The following is a 22,539-nucleotide window of genomic DNA, read 5'->3' on the forward strand; positions in this document are numbered from 1 at the left end:
ATCAGTACAGGATTGTAGGTTTGATAAAAACCAGGGTCACCACTTTGTTATTGGATTTTTCCCTGCTGCTAAATAGCCATTTCAGTACCGGGATACGCGAAAGTATAGGGATACCGGATCCGCTTTCATTACTTTCTGTCCTTTCCAGGCCGCCCAGCACGATCATATCTTCATTTCTCGCTCTGATCATCGAGGTAAACTTACTCGTGGATTTGGGCGGCGGCGCGTTCAGCGGCGGATTACCGATAAAGTCCGAGATGTTCACTTTAATATTTAAAGTCACCTGGTCATCGCCCGACACCACCGGCCTGATATCGATTTCCAGGTTGGCATTCACCTCCGTAAACTGCTCGGTTACCACCGTCTGCGCATTGAGCGAAGGGATCACGTTCTGTGTCCTTTGGCTATAATAACGCGAACTCCCAATACTCAGGCTTGCTGAATGCCCATTAAGCGTAGAGAGTTTCGGCACCGAGCGGATATCCACATTACTGTTGTTCTCCAGTGCGCTCAGCTTGACATAAAAATTCGGGGTCACCCTGCCCAGGTTCACCGAGCCGTTGCGCCCCAGCCGTGAGAGAAAATCATTGATCGAATTGGCCCCAAAAGTATAATCGATCCCCGGCAGGATCGTGCCACCGGTCCTCACACTGTCCGATACCCCTGCAGAAATCCCGGTCTTGACGGTTTTGCCTTTGCGTACATCCACCAGGGTTACCTCAATCAGCACCATCGGCACCACGCGGTCAATCTGTTTAATGTAGTTTTCGATCTCATTCACCTGTGGTGATGATCCTGAAAGCAGGAGTGTATTCTGCTCCCTGAACTCCTTGATCTCCACCCCTTTTTTCCATTCTGCCGGGATCATCATCTGGATGGTATCCAGAGACCGGTGCTGCAACTGCACGATCCGGTTAGCCCTAAGGCCTTCCAGTTTCCTGTCCCCGATCAGGTAGACCCCGCCATCTTTTTTATAGGTATATTCAGTTCCCTGCAAAAGCGCAGTCAGAAAAGAATCGTAACCGATCCCGCTGAGCCTGGTAGTCACCGTACCCTTGATATCCGAATAGATAAAATAATTTGCGCCCGCCTCGGCAGAAGCCGACTTGATCAGGTCCAGGATCGGGGTATTCAGTGCATCAACGCTTACTGTCCGGTTGCCCTGTGCATCTTTCCTGGCACTGAGGTTAAAATTCCCCTGTGGCTGTCCGCCGCCCTGTCCAGACGGTTTATTGGATTTTTTCACTGCAGTGGCCTTGTCCCCGTTCACGTAAAGTTCTTCACCCTCACGCAAAGACTGAAAGATAAACACCCCGTCATTGGTCCTGTCCATCTTGAGGGAATTGGCATAGGCCAGTTTTTCCAGTGCTACCTCAAAGGGTGCCGCCGCGATAAAACCACTTACCCTTATGTCCATCAGGTTGACCGGCACCACCACATTTTTCTGGGAAAGCTGGCTGATCTTCTTGGCCACCTGACCCAAGGTATCGTTATTGAGCTCAAAACCCAAATATTCGTTCGATGAATTATAATTCACCCGGATATCCCGCGGCGCTACAACGGTTTTCGCTACCGCAGCTTTGGTCACCGACATGATCGAACCGATCAGGTTGATGTCCAGGTCATATTCCTTCACCATAAAAAGCAGCACGTTCAGTGCCGTTTCGTTCCTGAAATTGGTATAGACCTTAAAGCTCAGCTGGGGATCGATATTGATGTTCAGGTTGTTCGACTGGGCAAGCGCCCTTAAAAACTCCTGCGCAGAGGCACCCGAAATCGAGATCTGGACCGGCTGGTTAAGCCCCGGCACCGTCACCGCAAGATTCTTTAGCCTTTCTTCCACTGCTTTCAGCCGCTGCGACTGTTCGGTTCCCTGTGAATACCCCTTAAAGAAGCTCAGCACGAGCAGTAACATCACTAGACAACCTGTCTTAAAAAATATATTTGTGTTTTTCATTATTCTGAGCGTAAAAATTATCTAGATGGCTAACAATAAGGGGTAAATTTCTTCCAGACTGGTGAGACCATCCGCAAAGAGCGAAAAGGCATTTCCCGAAAGGGTATTGATTCCTTTTTCGGCCAGCACCCCATCAATGGACATGTTCCCGTTCCTGATCTGCTGGGAAAGGTCTGCATCGATCGGCACGACCTCATAGACCGCCTTTCTGCCACTATAACCGGTATAATAACATTTCTCGCAGCCTGCAGCAACAAAATGCCTTTCGACTGTTGAAGGCGCCCTGAACTGCCTCGGATAAAGCCCCGTATCCAGCGCTTCCTCTTTTTTGCAAATAGGGCAAAGCAGCCTCACCAGGCGCTGCGCCACGGTAGTATTGAGTGTATTGGCGACCAGAAAACCCGGGATGCCCATATCCATCAGCCTAGCCACCGTACCCCATGCCGAATTGGTATGGATCGTTGACAGAACCAGGTGACCAGTCAAAGCCGCACGGATGGCCATATTGGCCGTCTCCGGGTCGCGGATCTCCCCGACCATGATCACATCCGGATCCTGCCTTAAAAAAGTCCGCAGGGTAGCTGCAAAACCCAGCCCGATATTCTCCCTGAGCTGTACTTGGTTGACCCCTTCCAGGGTATATTCTATGGGGTCCTCGATCGTGAGGATATTGCGCGTACTTTTATTTAATAGTTTAAGTGTTGCATACAGGGTCGTCGTCTTTCCAGACCCTGTCGGACCACTGATCAGGATGATCCCGTTCGGGCGCTGTACCCCTTCCAGGTAATGCCGCATATCCTGATCGGACAATCCCAAAGTATTCAGGTCGATGTCCGTACTGCTGTTGTTGAGTAGCCTCAGCACCACCTTTTCCCCATAAAGGGTAGGCAGCACCGAAACCCGGATATCAAAGGCACTCTGCCTTGCCGAACTGTACTGGATCCGTCCATCCTGTGGCAGGCGTTTTTCGGCAATATCCAGGTTGGCCATGATCTTGATCTTGTTGATCAGTGAAGGATAATCCTTTTTTTCGATCTGGTAACGCTCAATCATCATCCCATCGATCCGCACGCGTACCCGGGAGCGTTTTTCAAAAGTCTCGATATGGATATCACTGCTCTTGAGCCTTCTCGCCTCCTCGATCAACACACCCAGGAAATCATCCCCCGCCGAGATCACCGAAACCTCCTTTTTTTCAGCACCCACCGAGACATCACCAAGATAATGCTTGGACAATAGTCTACTCAGTTCTGCATTTTCCAGCGCCAACAGACTCACCCCGCAGCCCAGAACAACTTCGAGTTCGTCCCTAAGGGATCCTTCATCACCATTCCCGTCCCAGTAAAGTTCGATTCCACCCTGTGGACCATTCTCCTTTGGAAACACCCTATACTGCATAGCGGTTTCCTTGGATACCAGCGCCAATATCTCCGCTCTAATTTCCATAGGGCAAAAGATTAAAAAATACCTCGTCCGAATGGATATTAACGCTTTTTATAAAAAAACTGACTGTCATGATCAGGATCAAGAGCAGCGCCTGATAACCCGCAAGCGGAATCTTTTCCTTTTTTGCACGGCTACGGCCGCCAAAGATCAGCGTCAGTACAATCACCACCATCAGGCTCAGCAGGTAAAAAGCAATATAATTCAAACAAGAAAAATAAAATGCTATGCACAAGAGAAAAAGAAGATCCCCAAGCCCAAAATAACCTTTAAAAATATTAGTGAGCTTCCGCCTCTTAAATGAAACATAACCGGTCAGCAAGAACATCTGTACCACAAGAAAAATGATATTACTTCCAGCCGTAGCTGCCAGGCGGGCAAAAGAGTATCGTAGCCAAACATCCAGTACAAAAAGCATTAACAATAGCGGAAAAAGCCACCAGTAAATGCCCCTGAACCTAAAATCCTGATACACCATCCCAGCCAGTACCATCATAATCCCTCCCTGCAAAAACAACATCAGTCCGCCACAATTTCCTTTAAGTTCTTGTCCTGGTCGATCTGCCATACATTGAAAGTCCCGTCACCGTCAAAATCCGCCACCGCAGTGGCCTTTGCCGTAAAGGTATTGTTCGATGCCGCAGTCACTTCAACCTTATAGTTGGCCTTCCCGTCCTTCGCATCCGAGGTCAGTTTCTCCTGGATAAAACCGATCTCCACCAGATCGGCCGAATATTTCGAGTGTTCATAGAAATAACTCTGTTCGAGCTTGGCCACATGTTCCAGCTGCAGCTTCGCTTCAGTCGTTTTAGCCTTGGTGATCAGCGGCATCAGGTTGGGCAGTGCCAGCAGGATCAGGATCCCGATGATCGCAAGCACGATCAGGATTTCAGTCAGCGTATAAGCATCAAGTTTTTTGGTAGTCTGTATTCTCATTAGATAAAGCGTTTTGAGCGACAATATCCCGAAAGATATTATCGCCTCTAAAATGCAAATTAAATCTGATAATTAGTACAAATTCTGTCACATAATGAATGTAACGCTGAACCTGAAGCAACAATTGATTTTAGCGGCTTCCAAGCTTACTAAATCAGCTCCTGGCTTTTAAAGAATTTTTCTAAAACCATCAAAATCAAAGTCCTTTATTCTTGATCTAAACTTTTCAAAAACCACTAAGGATGCTAAAATCTCCACGGTCAAGATTTTTCTTATTTCCTCTTTATCTGCTTTTTTCAAAATATCATATTCAAGTTTGAGCGTGTATTTAAAAGAATCTTCACCGTAAAAGGTATACCTTCATAATCGATTCTTTCTGCCTTTGGTATACATCGCTTCTCATTTTTGAAAAATTTATCAAAACCGGGAGAAACACATACTACGCCGACTATAAGGCTTTTGATGCCCCCTCCATGATCCTGATTCTGAAAATAGACTCCCATCCTATTTTCCCATTTTTTTTGCTCCCCTACCGTTTAATGTGCTCGCTGAATTGCTCACCTTTTTCTTACGAAGAAATGAATAACTTAGTGCTTCCAGAAAACGAAAAATCCTGCAAGCGTTTAACTCACAGGATTTTAGCTAAACTATGAAATTATTTTCGCGGAATAGACGGGACTTGTACAGAATCCATATATCTTTGATAATTAGAATTTTAACACTCCAAAAAATAGCATGTTCATATCCTCAGGTTATTTTTAATAAAGAGTCATAACAATCAAATTATTTCTTTACAATTTTCAAAACCCTTTTGTATTTTAGCATCTCAAATTGACTTGTTTTGCACGCTCTTGGAAAAACGGATGCAACTGTTGCCCCAACTTCTTCAATCCTGAATACAAGTTCACAACCCTGATCGTAGTAGACATATTCGGCCACATCTATATTGTTATTGTTTTCATCAGAAATCGACTCCTCTCCAATATTGAGTAATTTTGCATTTCCTGAGAGTTCGAATTTCGACGTATCATTTTTATACGATATTTTAAAATTAAGACTTTTCTTTGCCACATTGATATAAAGTAGCTCCCGCTCTGAATCCTTTTCAAAAAGCAATACCTTATCATAGCCCAAATGATCAATTTTCTCTACCTTAGGGGCAACTAGGGTATCCTTAGAAATTATATTATTATCCTGAGTTTTCACAGCACTGTCTTTTACGGATAAAGAATTGCTACCAGCAACATCATTTCTGGCATTTTTTGACGGGTTTCCACAGCCTGTAAAAATCAAGGTTATAAGTGTGATATATAAGTTTTGTTTCATCTAAGTTATTAAATACAATGCTCATTTCATTTAAACCTGTATACCACCTGTTCTAACCATAATAGTGTGTAGGATATTCTTTTGCTATAACATCGCCATCATTTCTCCAATGAATGATAGTCTGGCCAATAACAATTGTCAATCTGTAATTGATACTTTCCAGCCCAGACCATCCAGTTTCTTTTCTGTAAATTCTTGCAGCTAGTAAAGTTTTTTACTGATTACCCCATTGAGATCGTTGTACTTTTTTTAGAGAATTGATACTAAAGACAAAAGGATATAACTTTTTGCCTTTATTCCCTCTGATACCTTGCCCAATCGGGCCTTGTTCCACTCAAAGCCATTCAATTACCTAATTTTTCTGGGTTCAATTTCATGTCTAATATCTCAACCCTAATATTTTATTTCTTTTTTACCTTGAGCCAATAAAAGGTATAGCCTCCATAGATTGCAACTATTTGACTGTAATCAACTTCCTAAAACTAAAAAACATCAATCAATATTTTCAAATTAAATCTTATCTTTTCGAAATACACCTTAGTTACATTGCTTTAAGCCCCACATTGCCAAGAATTTTCCATACCCCTTGGTTTACGGCTGGTAGAATCCCTGCAATCAACAATGGACATAAAATTAATTGCATATCCAAGATATCTGATAGAGACTTATCAAGACTTTTGTACCTATGGTTATAAACTTTGATGAGTGTTGGATATAGAGCATTAGTGTCGATTTCCAATAAATCAATTAATTTAGCATAGGCAAATCCCAATTCATTAGGTAATGGAATTTGCTATATATATCCAGACTTTACTTTTTACCATTTTTATCRTGAACTAAAGTCTGGTATTCAAAATAAATTCAATTCCTTTATTGGATAACACTTTAAAAAGATTCTTGATGTGACTTATACGATTGTCTCAAAGTCTAGTGGATCAAATCCATATAACCAAGTATTCAATATTCCACCGGAGGATTCTAATTCAACTGCATCCATCATTTTCTCAAAATACAAGCAGATTGCTTCTTTACCTTCGGTATCCAATCCAGTTTCATTTCCTTCAATCTTTTCTATTGTAGAGGACATTACTTCACGGAACACACCGTCACTACCATTCTGCTTAACAATGTTCTGGAATTCAGTTACACTATTTTTTAATATTGAAATAACATAGCCATCAGTCAAAGCAAGATTTTCAAGATCCGAGAATATTCCCTCTTCCTTAAGCAATTCAAGTTCTTCAATTTTTTTTGATTGTCCGATCATAAAATCTTTTTTTCTTAATAAATTCTGAAGCCAAAACAGGATTAGCTTCAGAGTCACATTTTTTCGGAATAAATATAAACCAATTTCAATGATCCCTTATCATAATTTTAGACTAAATACCCAGCTTTCAATAAGAACTGCATAAAATAGTTTTGATAAGCCCCCCTAAAATCCAATATTTACGTAAATACCATTAATAAGGAAGTATCCCAGCGTCTCTGCATCCTTACAGGGAACACATTATTGGTAATCGATTGGCAGTTTCCAAGCTTACTAAATCAGATTCTGACTTTTAAAGTATTCGTGTAAATCCATTTCAAAACGATCTAAATCAAAGTCCTTTATTTTTGATTTAAACTTTTCAAAAATCACTAAGGATGCTAAAATCTCCATGGCCAAGATTTTTCTTATTTCCTCGTCATTTGCATTTCTGAAGGCTTCATACTCAAGTTTGACAGTATATTCAAAAGAATCTTCCACTATATAGGGTATACCTTCAACAATCGATTCTTTTCTGCCTTTGGTATACTTCGCTTTCTCATTTTTGAAAAATTTTTCAAAACCGGGAGAGACACAAACTATACCGATGGTGAGGCTTTTGATCCCGCCTCCATAATCCCGATTTTGAAAATACAGCTTAAGCTCATCTGAAACTGAATGGATGATCTTCTATTTACTATTGATTTCCTGCGTAATTGTTACTGCTAATCCTATATTCATATTATTTTACCTAAAAATACGGTTTCCAGGGTATCAAAAATCATTTGTTCAATGCAAAAATAAAGAAAGCTTACCTTAATTAAATTACAAAGCCCGACTGTTAGCCGGGCTAGTATCTACTAACGATTTCATTATACTATTGACAATTACTTGCCTTTATCATAAATCAGGATAAGGTTATTTAATTCCTCAATTTCTTCTGATTTACTATCATCTGCGTAAATTTCGTCAATGCGATTTAACACTAATTCGTATTCGTTTTCTGAGCTGATTTTTCCTTTCTTTAAAATTTTTTTTAGTGCTTTTATGCGAGCCTCATCAACTGCTTCAAAATCAACATTTAACCGTTCTTTAAAAAGCTTTTTCAATTCGAAGGCAACTGACAGTGGCATGTGCCTCATTACCTGATCATCAATATCTTTACTTGCAGCTTTGAGTGGCTTAATTTTTCTTTCCTGATAAGCAATTTCTATCAATTTATTCGTTTCTTGATAAGCTTCAATTAGTTCCCGAGGAATATATCCTTTATCAATCATGAACTGATTAAACAAAAGGCATTTATCTCTTAATATTTTAAAATTGTCGGTTTCCATTTTATACTATATTATTTTATTTAACGAAAGGTCCAAACATCATTTCAAAACGGCCACTTTGCTCCGTAATCGAGCGTCAGTTTGAAGCGAAATGCGGCGTCACTTTGAAAACGGAACGACCGGCCATTTTCCCTGAAATACCCCATATGATCAAACTTCCAGTAATTTTCTTCTTTCTAGGCCATTTTTCAAAATTTCCGAAATAAGGTTTCCATTTGATTGAGAATGTAAAAAATATGAGGTTGAAGCAAACGCTGCGCTGAAGACTACGGACAGTAAGGTCTTTTTTACCTCTGCTTTTGCCATCATTCAAACTTAACCCAGTGAGGGAAGCTAAATGCTAAAACTGAGATGGAAACATTTGCTTTGCTCGCTTATTCCCTAATTCGTCAAGTCTTATCTTCGTGTTTAGATATTGTTGCTTATCAAACAATTGACTAATTCGGTGGAATTCTTGTCTTAAAAACTCAATATGAGTTTGGATGGTAGTGACCTGATTTAGCTCTACTTCATTAAATAATAATGCCTTTATTAAAGCCAAATCATACCAATTCTCTTCCTCTTTATTACTGCGTATATCAACAGTTTCAAAAGATTTTGTACTACTAAATCTTACCGCAAATACATCATTCGCAAATACATCGAAATAATCGTTAAAATACTCCGAAGTATCTTGGTGAACTAACTTAAAGCCATTTAACTTTAAAAAGTTATATATTTCTTCTTTAGTCATTTTAATACCACTTAAATTATTTTATTTCTTTACAATTTTCAAAACCCTTTTGTATTTGAGCATCTCAAATTGATTTGTTTTGCACGCTCTTGGAAAAACGGATGCAGCTGTTGCCCCATCTTCTTCAATCCTGAATACAAGTTCACAACCTTGATAGTAGTAGACATATTCGGCCACATCTATATTGTTATTGTTTTCATCAGAAATCGACTCTTCTCCAATATTGAGTAATTTTGCATTTCCTGAGAGTTCGAATTTGGACGTATCATTTTTATATGATATTTTAAAATTAAGATTTTTCTTTGCCATATTGATATAAAGTAGCTCTCGCTCCGAATCCTTTTCAAAAAGCAATACCTTATCATAGCCCAAATGATCAATTTTCTCTACCTTAGGTATAGATACTGGATCTTTAGAGATGATGCTATTTTGTGTTATCACAGAATTGTTATTAATATCATGATTTCCGATATTTTTTGACGAATTCTCACAACCTGCAAAAACCAAGGTTATAAGTGCCATATAAAAGTTTTGTTTCATTAATCTTTTATTTTTTTGCTTTCACAATATTTAGGCTAAAAATCACTAATTTCCCAACTTTAAAATTTGTTAAGCCAAATTATTTTTTTCCCAAAGGCAATTATATAATCAATATTAATTATACCAAACCTTTATTTACAGAATCCACCTAAATAGACTTCTCATGAAAAAATTAACTTACGAAGAGCAAGCTGAAAATCTCTCGAATATTATAGATATTGCTATTCTTGCTATAGAGTCTCAAGCTCCAAAAGAATGGAGTGAAGTTAATAAAAAGCATATTATTAACACATATTTAGATTGGAAAGATCAATTATTGAACCCAAAGCCTGAATTCCATAATATTAAAAGTCTGAATTATCTATCTAATGATATTTTCGTCTATTTTCAAGAAGGTTCAGGCGAAGCGGTTAATTTCTTCTGGAACAAAGTAAATCACCTCCAACTTGGCTTCAAACGTAAAAACAATTTGGTTAAAATATTAAAAAGAGGAAAAATCAATAATCAGTTTGAATATGATTATGTCATTGATGTAATTGTGCCATACCAGCAAGAGCATCTTATTAGTGATATAGAAGTAATAACACTAAACCAACTCATTAAGAATTATGAAAAATCAGGAAAAAAGATATAATATCTTTTTTCCTGATTAATATGCCTAAAATATAAATCTAGAAGCTTCTTGGATGTACTTACCTATATTAGGATTATTGGGGCCGATTCCGTTAATGCTATTAGCAGAAATCCCAAGAGATATGTAATGATTTATTTGTAGCTGTTCACTACCTCTGATAAACCAGTATGAAGGGTCTAAAGCTCTTGTCGAGTATCCCCCTGGAATTCCGGCGGGCACAAACGAAGAAAGCACAGCTGGGCCAAAACCTTTCATATGATGGTTATAATCTCTTTCTTTGACAATTTGATCTGGAAATCCTGTACCACTACTCCTACCCACGTACACCTTACCAGCACTGCTTGTTTTAGTATAAGTGACGTAATAAAAGTCACGTCCATTATGGTCAGATTTAAAATAAAGGTATGTACCAGCCAAAGCAGCAGCAGCTCCGTATCCAACCCATTTAGGTAAAACAGCATCTGTAGGTTCCAATATTAGAATATCTGCAGAGATAAATCCTAATGTAGCTTTAGCCAAACTTGTAGCTATATGTTTATCGTCCGTTTCAACAAATTTCCTACCAATATTTATTGTGGACAGCTGACCTGGCCCACCATAACTTGGATTTCCGTTATTATCAATCCAGTATCCACTTTTACCTTTTCGCTCTCCATATGTCATTTTTCCAGACTGGCCATATTTAACTAGGTCTCCACCCCAGTCAGAATAACCATCCGCCAATAAATTCCTATAGGTATCGCTTCCAGTCCAGGGATTCCAATCATTATATGTCATTCCATCACTCCAATGGTTACCCGACCCGGGACTTACCCTCCCGTAGCCCCCATGCATCCCTCCATAACTTTGTGTTGTTGGATCTGCCTGGTCACCCAATGGATCATTGAACATCACCGGATTATCGAAAGAATAATGATAAGTACCAAAACTCTCGCTTGCCTCGGCCATCGGGTCAACCGCAATAAACCTGCCCAGCGCTGCATCGTACATCCTATAAAAGGTCTGTTGCAAATCGGGCATATCCCCAAAGTCATCCTGCCATTCCGCTCCAGAGTTATATAGGTTTTTGTTCGCTGCTGTCGGCAATGCATTGCCCGGCATGCTCAAACCAAAAGGATAATAACTGTTTTCCTGCCGTACCACTGCTACACCGCCCTGCTCTTCAAAACTTACCCGTGCATTGCCCTGCTGATCCTGGATGATGTACTCCGGTTTCAGACTGCCAGCAGCATTCCTCACCCTTCCCTCACTCATACCAAAATAGGCCAGCGTTCCATTCTCGTAAACAAACCCCTCGATGTAATCGGTTGTTTTTACCAGGCTTCCATTATCGACCGCCTGCTTACGGATTATCGCTCCACCTGCATCATAGGTATAATCGATATACCTGCCAGAAGCGGTATTTATCGTAATCCTTTCTGTACGGTTAAGAATATTGTAAGCTAACGTAAGCCCCTTCTTGGTATCAGTGGTTAGGTTTCCGTTATCGGCATATATGTAAGGATCTCCAGAACCGGTAAGGTTCTTGAAACCGAATACATTGTAGCTTCCCCCTGCTCCATCGCTTACATTGGCAAGCCTGTTGCCATCGTAACTATAGTTCAAGTCATCAACAGCGGTAATACTGCCGTTCAATATCGCATTGCGCTGTAAAGATAATATATTTCCGTTCAGGTCATATCCGATATTTTTTTCATCAAAAGCGCCAATATTTCCCCAGCCATTGCCCGCCTGGCGGTCGGCGTAATTCGCGGCCGTTAGCCTGAGCAGGGCATCATAATTAAAACGGTAACTTCTTTCGTTGCCACTGGTGACCCCTGGGGCATTTGTCTTCCATTTCACCGCCGAGACCATTCCATTATAATATCCGGTATTTCCTATCCCCCCATCGCTCTGCTCATAAAGCAGTTCCATCCCGAATACATCATTTGCATCATCATTCCTGCTATCAACGGACAGTTCACTGTTATTGATACTGGTCAATTGCCCCCTGATGTTGTAACGGTAATCTACCGACTGCAGGTAACTCCCCCCACCATTGGTGCTATGGAGCTTTTTATCCACCAGTTGCCCGATTTCATTATATTCATAGGCCGCCACACGTATAGCTGCCGCACCGTTATAACTTTCATCCACTGTTTTCAGCCTGTCCATATGGTCAAAGGCATACGCCGTCTGTACGGTGACTGTTGCAGCAGCCGAATGGGTGATTTTGGTCAGTGTTGTTTTACCTGTAAAATCACGCACAAAGGTTTTAACAGAAGCCAAATTGCCATTGAGCTGGTTATTGCCAATCGTCTGGATCACCTGCCCCTTGCGGTCATAAAACATCACTGTGCTCAGCCAGATATTGGAAAGCCCTGTACCTACCGTACGTTTACGGATGACTGTTGGTCTACCACTGATATAATCAGATGCGGTAGCTTCGCCTCCAAGCCCTTGGGCCTGGTAGGTATAATCAGCAGAACCGTTACCATCCAGATCATAATTATCAAAGTAACTGTAGGCCAGCGGTTCGATATTGACTGTGGGAAAGGTATTGTTGGTATAATAACCCGTGCCCGCATCACCATTGCGAGCCTCAAAATAAATATTGTTGTAATTAAGTCCCGATACATAGGCCTGTAGTGCGGCACGGCCGTTCCCATCATTATAGATCCCCTGACTTATAGGGCTCTGTCTGCTATCGTATTTGATGTAGTTCCATTTCCCCATCGTGCGCAGGTTTCCATCCTGTGCCAGTACCAGCCTGTCCATCCGGTCATAGATCATATAAACCGCCGAACTTCCCGGTACTGTTCTTTCCACCTGTCTGCCTTTTTCATCGTACACATAACTGAAGATCAGTTTGGCTACATCAGGCTGTGCCAAAGAATAGTTGCCAACCGATTCCATCAGTGCAAAAGCCTTTGGCGGCACAACAAAAACCAGCTGACCAAGGTCGTCATAAACATAACCGGTATTCAGCCAGCTTACACCGCCCTGACCCAGCCATTGGCGTTTAAATACCGTCTGCCCCATTGCATCGGTATACACAGTCGTTTTTGCACCGTTCTCATCGGTCACGGTGCTTACGCTTAATGTGCCTGCGGTCCATGTCCCCCCGTCGCTGCCATCAGGCTGCCACCTGCGCACCGTTTCGGAAGAAAGGTTTGTGCCGTAAGCCATTGTTTTATAATGCTCACCAGGCTGGAAACCAGTCCCCACAGATCCCTGCTGCAGCACGCGCTGCAACGGGCTGTTCTCGAACACCTGCTGTGAAAAAGGACTGGCATCGGTAGCCGTCTTCTGACCGGAAGTATTATAAAAAGTATTCTGTTCAGTGGCTGCATTGCCCCTAAAGGCTGCATTATTGTTCGCCGAGGCATAAGGCAGGTAGCTTGTGCTTTCCCTTCCCATATTGTCATAACTTTTATGCTGGATCAGGTCCTTTCCGTTCGGGCTGCCCCCAACAACGATTACCTGCTGGGCACGCCCGAAACCATCGCCATAGGTCCTGGTCACCTGCTTTTCTGTTGGACCCAAGCCGTTCAGTTGCTGCTCGGTGAGCACGCCTGCAACTTTGACTACCTCCTGCTGCACGAAAGTTCTGTTCTGGGCAGATGCTGACAACATACCCAACCAGACATTTAAGCATATAAAAACGGAGAAAACGATATATCTTTTCATGATTGTCTTTAGATTTTTGAATTTATTCTATTTCCGAAACCGGACATACCTGGGCGTCTGTTGAAACACTAAGCCTGGCTTTTCCTGTAAGATCAATAGTAAAGTCATAGGTGTTTTTTCCAGGCTCGGAAGGCATACAATAGGGCATTGGATTTGAATAGTCAGGCCCATAGGTTGTATAACGGACACTTTTATAACCGGAAGGGTTTGAACTACTGTAAGCACTTGATGAGGTGCCAATCCTTAAAGTATAAACGCCCGGTGCAATTGTACTTGTTCCTGCGCTGAGCTGGCTTTGGGTAAACTGCGCTACGATCTGATTACTCGCATTAGAGAAAGTGAGTATGATATCTCCCGATAGAGAAGAAAGCTGCGTAGAGGTTACCTGGGCCTGAGATACAACCACGTTCGTGCTAACGGTAACTGAACCATAATAAGGTGAAGATTTAGTTACGCTTGCCGTGTAACTGCCCACCTGTGTATAGGTATGCCTTAAATCATTGGGACCAGAAATGGTAACTACTGGGCTTCCATCCCCAAAGTTGAGGGTATAAGTCAACCCGTCCGCTGTAGACACAGGATAGTTAGTTAAACTAAAGTAGACCGGCTCATTCACAAGTTGGTTCTGGGCCGTGTAAAAACTTGGCGCAAACTGATCCTGGTTCGTACCCAGGATGTAACTAGTTTTCTGCACAATATTCCTGTCCTGATCAAATACATATTTTATCCGGTTTGCACTGTCATAACCAAACTGCGCAAACACCCCGTTTGCACCAGATGTCGCAAGCTTATTCTGTGTGGTTACATCATAAGAGTTCGCTTGCACATCGGCTTCCTCTGGTCTAAAAACCACATCATCAATTAGCAAAGCTGCCGATCCCCATACCCTAAGCCTGAAATCCTGATTCATTGCTTCAACAGGTATCCTCAGCTGGTAATACTTCCAATTGCCAGCAGCTATACCTACCGTATTGGAAACCACCTGGCTGGTACTATTGTTGGTAATAGAAATATTAAGGGTATTGGCCGTGCCAGAATTTATCCAGGCAGAAAAAACATAGGCTACTGCACCTGTTTTTTTCTTCAGTTCTTTATATAATACTGCTGAAGGCCCTGTAACCACACTATATTTACCGCTATGGGCTGTCACGGAAGACTGGCCGTTAGCTTCGAACCATAAGCCTGTAAGACTTCCTTCCTCAAAATTGCTATATAATACTTCGTCATGCCTTGCATTTGTAATGCTGGCTAAAGGCAATCTAGAATAATCGTCATATAAGGCTGAGCTCGAATGCCCTTTACCATCATTTGCAGAAAGGAGCTGTCCGTACGAATTGTAATCTGTAAAATTCCCGGTCGTATAATACCTTGCATCACCCGTAAAATTGCCCGACTGGATGTTGGATGGCTGAAAGTCCGTAACACCTGCGCTATTTCTGAACACCAATGTTTTGGAAGGCTGCTCAGCACCAGGGTTAAATACCGCAAATTTGGTCAGGCTTGCTGAAACGGTCCTGGTGATTCCGCTACGTTCTATCTGGTTGATGCTCTCAATAGGAACATTGATATTTTTCAGCGCCATGCCCTTTAGGGCAAGTGCCGCCGAATCAACTGCTGTAGATACATCGTAGTCTTTTGTGTACCTGGTGAGCACGCGCAGCAGTTTCCCGTCTCCATTCTGGGACTCCACCTTTGTTGGATAAATATGCCCGTTACCCTGATAGAAATAACTGCTTGTACTTTGCTGCTGCTGGCCGCCTGCCACATCAAAACTGAAGTCCTGTTTTTGCTGGACCGTACTTTCTACCCCGGTAAGTATGTTGTATTTGGCATAGGCGAGTACCCCGTTATTGTATTCCCTTTTAAATGCCGGGATATACTGGGCGCTGCCTACTCTGGAAAAGCTGTAAAGCGTTTCCGATAATTTCTGACCAGCTTCATTGTATACCGCTTCCCTTGTTGGCATCCCCCTTTCAAAACCAATATCCATATTCGGTACGAAAGGATACAGATCCCTATCGTTGTTGAGCGTACCACCCGTTCCGTTACATCCGGCTATATTGGTAATCACCCTGCTCCAGTCCAAACCAGCAGTCAGGTCAAAATGTGTGGCAGGAAGAGAAAACTCGGAAGTCATATAACCTTGTCCGGTAATACTTTCCTTAAAAAAACCATACATCACCCCATCATCAACCTCAGAAAGGTCTTCATCGGAGCGTACAACCGCGTTCTTCCAGTCAGCTTCTGGATTAGCGCTGAACGATTGAGGCCTTATAAAAGCAAATACCGGTAGCGATAGTGCCCTCCCGCTCGTACGGCCTGTTATAGGATCGGTATAACTGTAGCTTACTATCTTTTGAACCCCAGGATTTGTCGCATCATGAGTAGTCAGTTTCTTTACCCGTATTCCGGCCGCATTGGCATCTGCACCAGCCTGCGGATCAAAATAGGTATTGGATTCATATTCAATTTCAGTAGTCCCCCCGTCAAGCATACTCACTTTGGAAAGACTCCCGCTGATCAGTGCAGCGGGGTAAACCGCCCTTGAGTTCCCACTGAGGGAATAGGGATAGTATCCGCTTAACGTAGGAACCGGCTCATACCGTAACCGCTCCATACCAGCTGTTGCAGGATTAATATACACCTCGGGCAAAAGCGAACTGGCTGTAGAGGCATTATAATAACCCCACCGGTCGAGCTGCTTCGAACTTGAATCGGGTAGAGAAGTATATACTGTGTTAAAGCTACCCACCGAAAGACCGTTGTAATCAAAACGATAACGTACCTGGCTTTCTTCAGACGCTTCCCTGAATTCCTTTAAAAAATACCGCTTATAGTTGACATTGGACACCCATGCTTCATGATAAGCCAGTGACCAACCGCGGCCCATGCCATAAATACTCTGAAGGAGCGGCATATAAGTATTGGCATTGTAGGAATAAGTAAACCCGAATTTTGGAACCCCGGTGGGCGCGTCATCCGTGATATAGTCGATCCCGGTAAGCATATACGTAAAATTGCCATCTTCCACATAAAACTGAGTGGTCTTATTCGTAGAATTACCGATATAAAAGTCAAAATATTTCCTACTTACCCGGTAATAGTCATTATATTTACCATAGCTGAAAGTAACTTCATTCCCCTCATTGTCTTTTATGGAAGTCAGGAACCATTTTCTTCTGAAGTCTACCGACTGGGAGACCTGAAATTTCCGCTTAAAAAACTGTATTGCAGATGCATTTGCAGAAAACGCTTTGCGGTTGACCAGTTCAGAGGTGTTAAATTCGTAAGTAATCCCCTTGTCGCTTATAATCTTGAAGTGTTCTATACCAATATAATCCGTAGTATAGCTTACCTTAATATCCCTGTATGGAATGGTTCTGGGCTGGTGGTTTCCATCGAAGACAAGCTTACAGGAAAGGCCCGGCAGATTGATATTGAATACATCCGGTTCAGTGTCCGAAAGATCTCCAAAATTGCTGTTGATATAGGACAGGTCCGCATCCTCATCACCACAGGTCCCTGCATTTCCATCGTTGGCAATGGAAAAATTACTGATCTTTGAAGCATTGTTATTGTAAAGCCATCCTTTTGAGTTATCGGCCAGGTCATCGGGTACATCCCTCAGTTCGCGGGTAATCACCCCTCCGGCCGAAAGCTGCCAGTTCATCCCCGCAGCGCCTTCAATATCCTTTGCCCTTACCCCGTTACCATAGTAAAAAAGTGAAATTGGTACAGCAATTTTCCCTCGAGTAATCGTATACACCGGGATATTGATCGTCGCCGCCCCAGACAACTGGCTTACATTGACAATCTGCGCATTGGATATGCCAATCTGGAACAAAGGCACAGCCAGACAGATGAGCTTAAAAAGAGCTTTTAGGTTTTTCATGAAATATTGTAATGATTGATGAGCGGTTTGCGATGTCTGCGAAGTGTTCTCCGGAACATATTAATCCGTGCGTCAAAATCGGATAAAAATCAAATTTTGGGAAATCTTTTTGATGAACGATGCTTTTTTTAACATGAACGTGCGTTTTGAGGTGACGAAATTTTCGTAGATAATAGTTTTGAAACTGAACTTATTGCTTAAACATTGTTATACTCCATATACCAATGTTAGTAGCGGCTGAAATGTTATATTTGCCTAACTGTTTCAATTAATGCCCCCAAATACCACTTCAGTCGGTATTGAGATGCGCGCACCATTCACTTCCCCGCCCGCCTTAGCTAAATTACCTACAGCATTCTCCATCGGTAGTTCCGCAGGCATAAAAGTTGTATTCTCCAAGAAAATAGTACTAAACCCCTCTAAGCCATCTAAATCTATTTTACTTGATGGAGAGTTTGATCCATATTGATAATTACTCATCCAAGGAAAAGACTCCGAGTAAAAATCCGCTGATTTAAAACGTCCGATCACCGGATCATAGAACCTCGTTGTATAGTCATATTGTTCAAGTTCTTCCTGAAATTCTTTACCATTATAAAGATACTTATTCGTCCCCCCACTTGCAGGTTTTCTTAATCCAAAGGCATAGTAATCGTCCCTCTGTATCGGTTCCACTGTACCCGATACCGGGTTTTTCAGAAAACTCGCCCTTACATTTCTTAAATGGTCCAACAGGTTATATTCATAGCTATAACTTCCATTGCTGTTGCGTGCTACTCCATTTTCGTTATAGACATAGCTTCTATTAGTAAACCCGCTGATTGTTTTGAGCTGGTTGCCGACATAGCTGCTATAGGTATTGGTGCCATATTTTTAAACTGCTGGGCGTTTTATTTTCTATTTTGAGACCAGCGACAGGCCTACACCAGCTGACCGAATAAATACACAATGTTGCCAGCTGGGGAAAGGTATAATCATGAACAATTAATATTTCTTAGCCAATCTGTAGAAATTTTGTTTAACAATTATCTTGTTCGCTTCTAATGGCAAATTTAGATTTGGAACCAAAAGGCTTGTTATTGTGAATGTTCGCCCGTTTTTTAATTGAATATAGGAATGGTTATATCCTTCCCAGGGAACTATAGTGGATCTATTGGCTGCCTGATTGAATGACATAGATCGTTTAACAAAGTCAATATCGTTGAGGGTAAAACGTGTTGAAGTTCCGTTCTGCTTTATAACTATTTCACTTTTCTCAAAACAAAATTCAAATACATCTCCCTTGTTGACCATATAGTAATTCAAGTGTACAATTATAGCAGGAAGGGCAACAATTATGAATATGCATGCTCCAATCCAATAAAAAGATTTAGCATTTTCATGAGTAAAAGTTGATAATCCAAAAGGAAAAGCTAAACAAATTATTATTACCAAAATTGTTGGCCATCCATTTATAATATGATTCTTAAAATTTACTTTAAATATTTCCATTACATTTTTATCTACCTCCCATTGTAGCGTTTATAATTGATTGAACAAAGTTATTCCACTGTCCATTCATAGTCATAACAGTTTGCTTCGATGTGTCATATGCAAATTCAGCTGATGACGCACTTAATCCAACGACGGCTCCATAGGGTCCCCCATATCGCATTCCCACACCGAAAGAGGTTGCGGCAGCTCCCAAGTGATAGGTAAATCTTCCTCCATCCATTTTACCTTGGTTAACCTGATAAGCTTCATAAGCTAATACCCCTACTGTAATAGCCGTTGCAGTTGTACCAATCCCTTTTCCGATAGTTGTCATTGCACTTGTAGGAGCTGATGCTGAAGTCATGCTTGCGTTACCAAACAAAGAAAGATTTCTTCCCGCTAAGGTGTAATTTCCAGAAGACCCTCCTCGAACTCCTTGTTTAAATAAAGATGTTACGTGGCTTTCTCCTGCCAGTTCAAATCCTGCGCCACCAGCTGTTAAAGCAGTTGACGCCCAACTTAAAGCATCTTTCATACTACTTTCTTGATTACTTGATACGTAATGTGTATCTGCTGCGTTTTCTCCTAAATATACACTACCCACTTCTCCATCATCCCCTAGTTTCGCTTTTACTACAGAACCTGGTGCTTTATAATCATCGTAACCCGCATTAGTTGCTTGTTCTGCAGTTTTAATGTTATCATCAAAAGTCCAACGATTATCCTTCTTTACCCAATCGTTACCCGCCATCCCATCAGGATCAACAAACCTTATCGGGTTGTTGAAACCATAATTATATGGTGAATGCCTACGCATCTTCTCAGCCAGCGGATCCACCACATTCCACCTGCCTATCTCCGGATCATAAAACCTTGCCCCGTAATCCAACTGTCCTCCAAGCTCATCCTGAGCCTCTTTTCCATTGTAAAGATATTTATTATTTCCGGATGCTAAAGGATTGCGCTTGCCGAAAGGATAATAATTGTCTACCTGCAACGGCCTGATCAGGCCATTGTAAACATCAAAGGTATAGCGCACATTGCCCAGATGGTCAGAAAGGTTATAATGGTAACTGTAACTGTTATCGCCGTTCCGCTGCGCCACACCTTCCTCGGTATGGATAATGTCGATATTGTCCCCATCATATTCGATCCCGTCAATATATTCCCTCGAAGTGGTCAAGCCGCTCTCTGTTATGACTTTTCTCAGCTTGCTGCCTCCGGCATCATAAACGTAACTCAATACCTTACCGTTTCCACTGGCACCAGAAGGCAGGTTCAACAGGTTATAGCTCAGGCTCATCCCAGTTCTGCCATCAGTAGTGGCATTTCCGTTCGCATCATAGACATAGGTTCCTGCAACATTGTCTACCCTATCCAGCCTGTTCCCGTTATAATAATACTGGTTCATTGCCCCGCCGTTCCTGCCCAGCTGGTTGATGTTGCCCATATTGTCGTAGTTCAGCACCTCGCTCATGTAGATCCCGGTACTCGTTCCGCTGGTCAACCGGCCCAGTTTGTCATAACCATAGCTGAACACATTAGGCGAGGTTGAAGGTGAAATATTCTGCGACCAGTATTGCCTGCTGATGTTCCCGTTCCACTGGTTGCCACCATTCTCCTGGTAGTCCAGCTGGATACTGAACTCCCCGCTGATGCTGCTCTTCAGCCAGCCCCGTTCGTTATAGGCCATACCAGTGGTCTGCATACCATTATGCAGTTTCTTCATGGCCAGCTGGCCTATTTCATTGTACACAAATTCATCAAGCACGATATTCGGTCCGGTTACGCTGCCGTTATTGATCTGCTTATTGGTGCTATGTTTACGGCCAACATGGTCATAATCATAACCAGAAACAATGGTGGTTACCGCACCACCAACTTCATGTGTTCTCACACTTGAGGTCAGTTCTCCTGCAAAGTTATAAGTGTTCACCGTACGGTCCTTGCCGCCCTTGGCGTTATCGGATACCGTTTCCTTCACCCTCCCGTCCTCATCATAATAGGTAACCGTCAATAGTTTGGTGGCACTGCCCAGTATACGCACGAAACTTCCTGTTAAAAGCCCGTTCAGTTTATAGCTTACTGCAACACTCGCCGCATAACTGCTGTTATAGCCCGGAAAGCTGTAATTGTCATAATAGTTCATGTTGTGAAACTCTATGTTAACATATTCCTCCCCTGCCATTGGATGGGTGTCAGCAGTATAACCTTCTGACCTTGATCCCGTCCGCGATTCCCAGAGCTGACCGCTCATCGTATCAATATAATCACCCTGAAGGGTCTGCCTGGACATGTCAATCCCGTTCTGAACCCCTGTCAGCACCACCCTGCCTAAACCATCCCGCTTTGTCCAGCTCCACTGATGATTGTTGCGCTGGTTGGCATCCTGACTATAAACCAATTGATCCAACTTGTTATATACCAGATACTCCCAGCCCTTGCCCGGCACCTTTTTCTCCACCAGCCGTCTCCTGCCATCGTAATGGTAACCATATATAAAATAGCCGAACACCGGATCTGAATCCGCTTCGGTAAAACTGTTGACCGTCACCGCTGGGGGCACCACATACCGCAGGTTCCCAAGGCCATCATAGATATAATAGGTATTCAGTTTTTCGGTATCGCTTTTGTATACCCTTCTCAGCACTACCCTTCCCTCCAGGTCTTTATACTCCTCGGTATTACCGGCATTGCCAGAAACCCAGTTCTCATCCATCGACACCGTTTTATAAAGCCTGCCCGCAGGAAAATATGCCCCTGCCGACGCGCCCGCCCCACTGACCTGCCACATCAGCACATCGTTTGCGATATTACTCCCGTACACTATCTTTGCCGTATGACCAGCGGTACTTCCCGTTACCGGCTGCCAGTCTGCCCCCGGTGCTCCTTGTTCTACCGTCCTATTCAAAGGACTCGGCTCAAATACTGTCAGACTGAAGGGCGAACCTGTCCTTACCACCCCGGCATCCCAGCTGCCAGGGGAGTAATAAGCATCCAGGGAAGAAATGCCAGTGGCTTTATAACTACCGTCAGCTCCCGATTGCTCCGCATAGGGAAGGTACTTTTTCGCTTCCCGGCCAAAGGCATCGTATTCGCTGACCTGCACTATATCTTTTTTGCCCGGACTCCCCTGCCACTGTACCGCCTGCAAAGGACGGCCAAGACCGTCGAAATACCGGATGTTACGGTTCACGGAATCCACCGGATAACCTACCAGGCTGCCCACGGTCTTATGTCCTGCGGCCCTCACCGTACTTTCCATCACGTAATTACGGTCAGCGCTAGGGGTTTGAGAAAATGTATTATAAAAGCTGAACAGGAAAAGTCCTGTGAAGATCATTGTTCTTTTCATG

Annotated in this window: 17 protein-coding genes; 1 reads left to right on the forward strand and 16 read right to left on the reverse strand. The window is 42.6% G+C overall.

Annotation, left to right across the window (positions count from 1 at the left end):
* Window position 1: 1 nt before the first annotated feature.
* The 11 genes from AC1DNH_RS05420 to AC1DNH_RS05470 all read right to left on the reverse strand — a co-directional run bounded on the left by AC1DNH_RS05420 (window position 2) and on the right by AC1DNH_RS05470 (window position 9,515).
* Window positions 2–1,957 (reverse strand): type II secretion system protein GspD, encoded by a 1,956-nt coding sequence (locus tag AC1DNH_RS05420; RefSeq protein WP_477582171.1) that lies wholly within the window; start codon window positions 1,955–1,957, stop codon window positions 2–4.
* Window positions 1,958–1,978: 21 nt separating this feature from the next.
* The gene (locus AC1DNH_RS05425) at window positions 1,979–3,403 is read right to left on the reverse strand and encodes a GspE/PulE family protein (protein ID WP_477582169.1); all 1,425 of its coding nucleotides are present in this window, start codon (window positions 3,401–3,403) and stop codon (window positions 1,979–1,981) included.
* The gene (locus AC1DNH_RS05430) at window positions 3,393–3,968 is read right to left on the reverse strand and encodes a hypothetical protein (RefSeq protein WP_477582167.1); all 576 of its coding nucleotides are present in this window, start codon (window positions 3,966–3,968) and stop codon (window positions 3,393–3,395) included. The genes AC1DNH_RS05425 and AC1DNH_RS05430 overlap by 11 nt, the downstream gene beginning before the upstream one ends.
* Window positions 3,920–4,336, reverse strand: a complete 417-nt coding sequence (locus tag AC1DNH_RS05435; protein ID WP_138821434.1) for a type IV pilin protein — start codon at window positions 4,334–4,336, stop codon at window positions 3,920–3,922. The genes AC1DNH_RS05430 and AC1DNH_RS05435 overlap by 49 nt, the downstream gene beginning before the upstream one ends.
* Before the next feature lie 783 nt (window positions 4,337–5,119).
* A complete protein-coding gene (locus AC1DNH_RS05440; protein ID WP_477607708.1) occupies window positions 5,120–5,662 on the reverse strand; it encodes a hypothetical protein in 543 nt (180 codons plus the stop codon).
* 541 nt (window positions 5,663–6,203) lie between these two features.
* Window positions 6,204–6,452 (reverse strand): hypothetical protein, encoded by a 249-nt coding sequence (locus tag AC1DNH_RS05445; RefSeq protein ID WP_477582177.1) that lies wholly within the window; start codon window positions 6,450–6,452, stop codon window positions 6,204–6,206.
* A 117-nt stretch (window positions 6,453–6,569) separates the two neighbouring features.
* Complete coding sequence (locus tag AC1DNH_RS05450; RefSeq protein WP_477585299.1) at window positions 6,570–6,986, reverse strand: DUF4844 domain-containing protein; 417 nt, start codon at window positions 6,984–6,986, stop codon at window positions 6,570–6,572.
* A 216-nt stretch (window positions 6,987–7,202) separates the two neighbouring features.
* The gene (locus tag AC1DNH_RS05455) at window positions 7,203–7,409 is read right to left on the reverse strand and encodes a hypothetical protein (protein WP_477585298.1); all 207 of its coding nucleotides are present in this window, start codon (window positions 7,407–7,409) and stop codon (window positions 7,203–7,205) included.
* A 386-nt stretch (window positions 7,410–7,795) separates the two neighbouring features.
* A complete protein-coding gene (locus tag AC1DNH_RS05460; RefSeq protein ID WP_477585297.1) occupies window positions 7,796–8,242 on the reverse strand; it encodes a hypothetical protein in 447 nt (148 codons plus the stop codon).
* Between the two features lie 340 nt (window positions 8,243–8,582).
* A complete protein-coding gene (locus AC1DNH_RS05465) occupies window positions 8,583–8,975 on the reverse strand; it encodes a hypothetical protein (protein ID WP_477585296.1) in 393 nt (130 codons plus the stop codon).
* 21 nt (window positions 8,976–8,996) lie between these two features.
* Complete coding sequence (locus AC1DNH_RS05470) at window positions 8,997–9,515, reverse strand: hypothetical protein (RefSeq protein WP_477625244.1); 519 nt, start codon at window positions 9,513–9,515, stop codon at window positions 8,997–8,999.
* A 163-nt stretch (window positions 9,516–9,678) separates the two neighbouring features.
* Here AC1DNH_RS05470 and AC1DNH_RS05475 point away from each other — a divergent pair, with 163 nt between their 5' ends.
* Window positions 9,679–10,149, forward strand: a complete 471-nt coding sequence (locus tag AC1DNH_RS05475; protein ID WP_477582319.1) for a hypothetical protein — start codon at window positions 9,679–9,681, stop codon at window positions 10,147–10,149.
* A gap of 24 nt (window positions 10,150–10,173) precedes the next feature.
* On the opposite strand, the gene AC1DNH_RS05480 is transcribed toward AC1DNH_RS05475, so the two are convergent.
* The 5 genes from AC1DNH_RS05480 to AC1DNH_RS05500 all read right to left on the reverse strand — a co-directional run bounded on the left by AC1DNH_RS05480 (window position 10,174) and on the right by AC1DNH_RS05500 (window position 22,538).
* On the reverse strand, window positions 10,174–13,818 hold the full coding sequence (locus tag AC1DNH_RS05480) for a DUF6443 domain-containing protein (RefSeq protein ID WP_477608825.1): 3,645 nt from the start codon (window positions 13,816–13,818) through the stop codon (window positions 10,174–10,176).
* A 22-nt stretch (window positions 13,819–13,840) separates the two neighbouring features.
* On the reverse strand, window positions 13,841–17,710 hold the full coding sequence (locus tag AC1DNH_RS05485; protein ID WP_477608823.1) for a PKD domain-containing protein: 3,870 nt from the start codon (window positions 17,708–17,710) through the stop codon (window positions 13,841–13,843).
* Window positions 17,711–17,974: 264 nt separating this feature from the next.
* Window positions 17,975–18,385 carry an RHS repeat domain-containing protein gene (locus AC1DNH_RS05490; protein WP_477583284.1) on the reverse strand — a complete coding sequence of 137 codons (411 nt, stop codon included), beginning with the start codon at window positions 18,383–18,385 and terminating at the stop codon, window positions 17,975–17,977.
* 309 nt (window positions 18,386–18,694) lie between these two features.
* The gene (locus AC1DNH_RS05495; RefSeq protein ID WP_477610659.1) at window positions 18,695–19,201 is read right to left on the reverse strand and encodes a PH domain-containing protein; all 507 of its coding nucleotides are present in this window, start codon (window positions 19,199–19,201) and stop codon (window positions 18,695–18,697) included.
* Window positions 19,202–19,208: 7 nt separating this feature from the next.
* Window positions 19,209–22,538: a DUF6443 domain-containing protein gene (locus tag AC1DNH_RS05500; protein WP_477625245.1), complete on the reverse strand. Its 3,330-nt coding sequence runs from the start codon at window positions 22,536–22,538 to the stop codon at window positions 19,209–19,211.
* Window position 22,539 lies beyond the last annotated feature (1 nt).

The sequence above is a fragment of the Pedobacter sp. 01N310 genome (assembly GCF_056399805.1).

Bases quoted from the DNA above. Each gene is read 5' to 3' on its own strand.
- AC1DNH_RS05420 (WP_477582171.1), bottom strand. From the start codon at position 1,957: ATGAAAAACACAAATATATTTTTTAAGACAGGTTGTCTAGTGATGTTA.
- AC1DNH_RS05425 (WP_477582169.1), bottom strand. From the start codon at position 3,403: ATGGAAATTAGAGCGGAGATATTGGCGCTGGTATCCAAGGAAACCGCT.
- AC1DNH_RS05430 (WP_477582167.1), bottom strand. From the start codon at position 3,968: ATGGCAGATCGACCAGGACAAGAACTTAAAGGAAATTGTGGCGGACTG.
- AC1DNH_RS05435 (WP_138821434.1), bottom strand. From the start codon at position 4,336: ATGAGAATACAGACTACCAAAAAACTTGATGCTTATACGCTGACTGAA.
- AC1DNH_RS05440 (WP_477607708.1), bottom strand. From the start codon at position 5,662: ATGAAACAAAACTTATATATCACACTTATAACCTTGATTTTTACAGGC.
- AC1DNH_RS05460 (WP_477585297.1), bottom strand. From the start codon at position 8,242: ATGGAAACCGACAATTTTAAAATATTAAGAGATAAATGCCTTTTGTTT.
- AC1DNH_RS05465 (WP_477585296.1), bottom strand. From the start codon at position 8,975: ATGACTAAAGAAGAAATATATAACTTTTTAAAGTTAAATGGCTTTAAG.
- AC1DNH_RS05470 (WP_477625244.1), bottom strand. From the start codon at position 9,515: ATGAAACAAAACTTTTATATGGCACTTATAACCTTGGTTTTTGCAGGT.
- AC1DNH_RS05475 (WP_477582319.1), top strand. From the start codon at position 9,679: ATGAAAAAATTAACTTACGAAGAGCAAGCTGAAAATCTCTCGAATATT.
- AC1DNH_RS05480 (WP_477608825.1), bottom strand. From the start codon at position 13,818: ATGAAAAGATATATCGTTTTCTCCGTTTTTATATGCTTAAATGTCTGG.
- AC1DNH_RS05485 (WP_477608823.1), bottom strand. From the start codon at position 17,710: ATGAAAAACCTAAAAGCTCTTTTTAAGCTCATCTGTCTGGCTGTGCCT.
- AC1DNH_RS05495 (WP_477610659.1), bottom strand. From the start codon at position 19,201: ATGGAAATATTTAAAGTAAATTTTAAGAATCATATTATAAATGGATGG.
- AC1DNH_RS05500 (WP_477625245.1), bottom strand. From the start codon at position 22,538: ATGAAAAGAACAATGATCTTCACAGGACTTTTCCTGTTCAGCTTTTAT.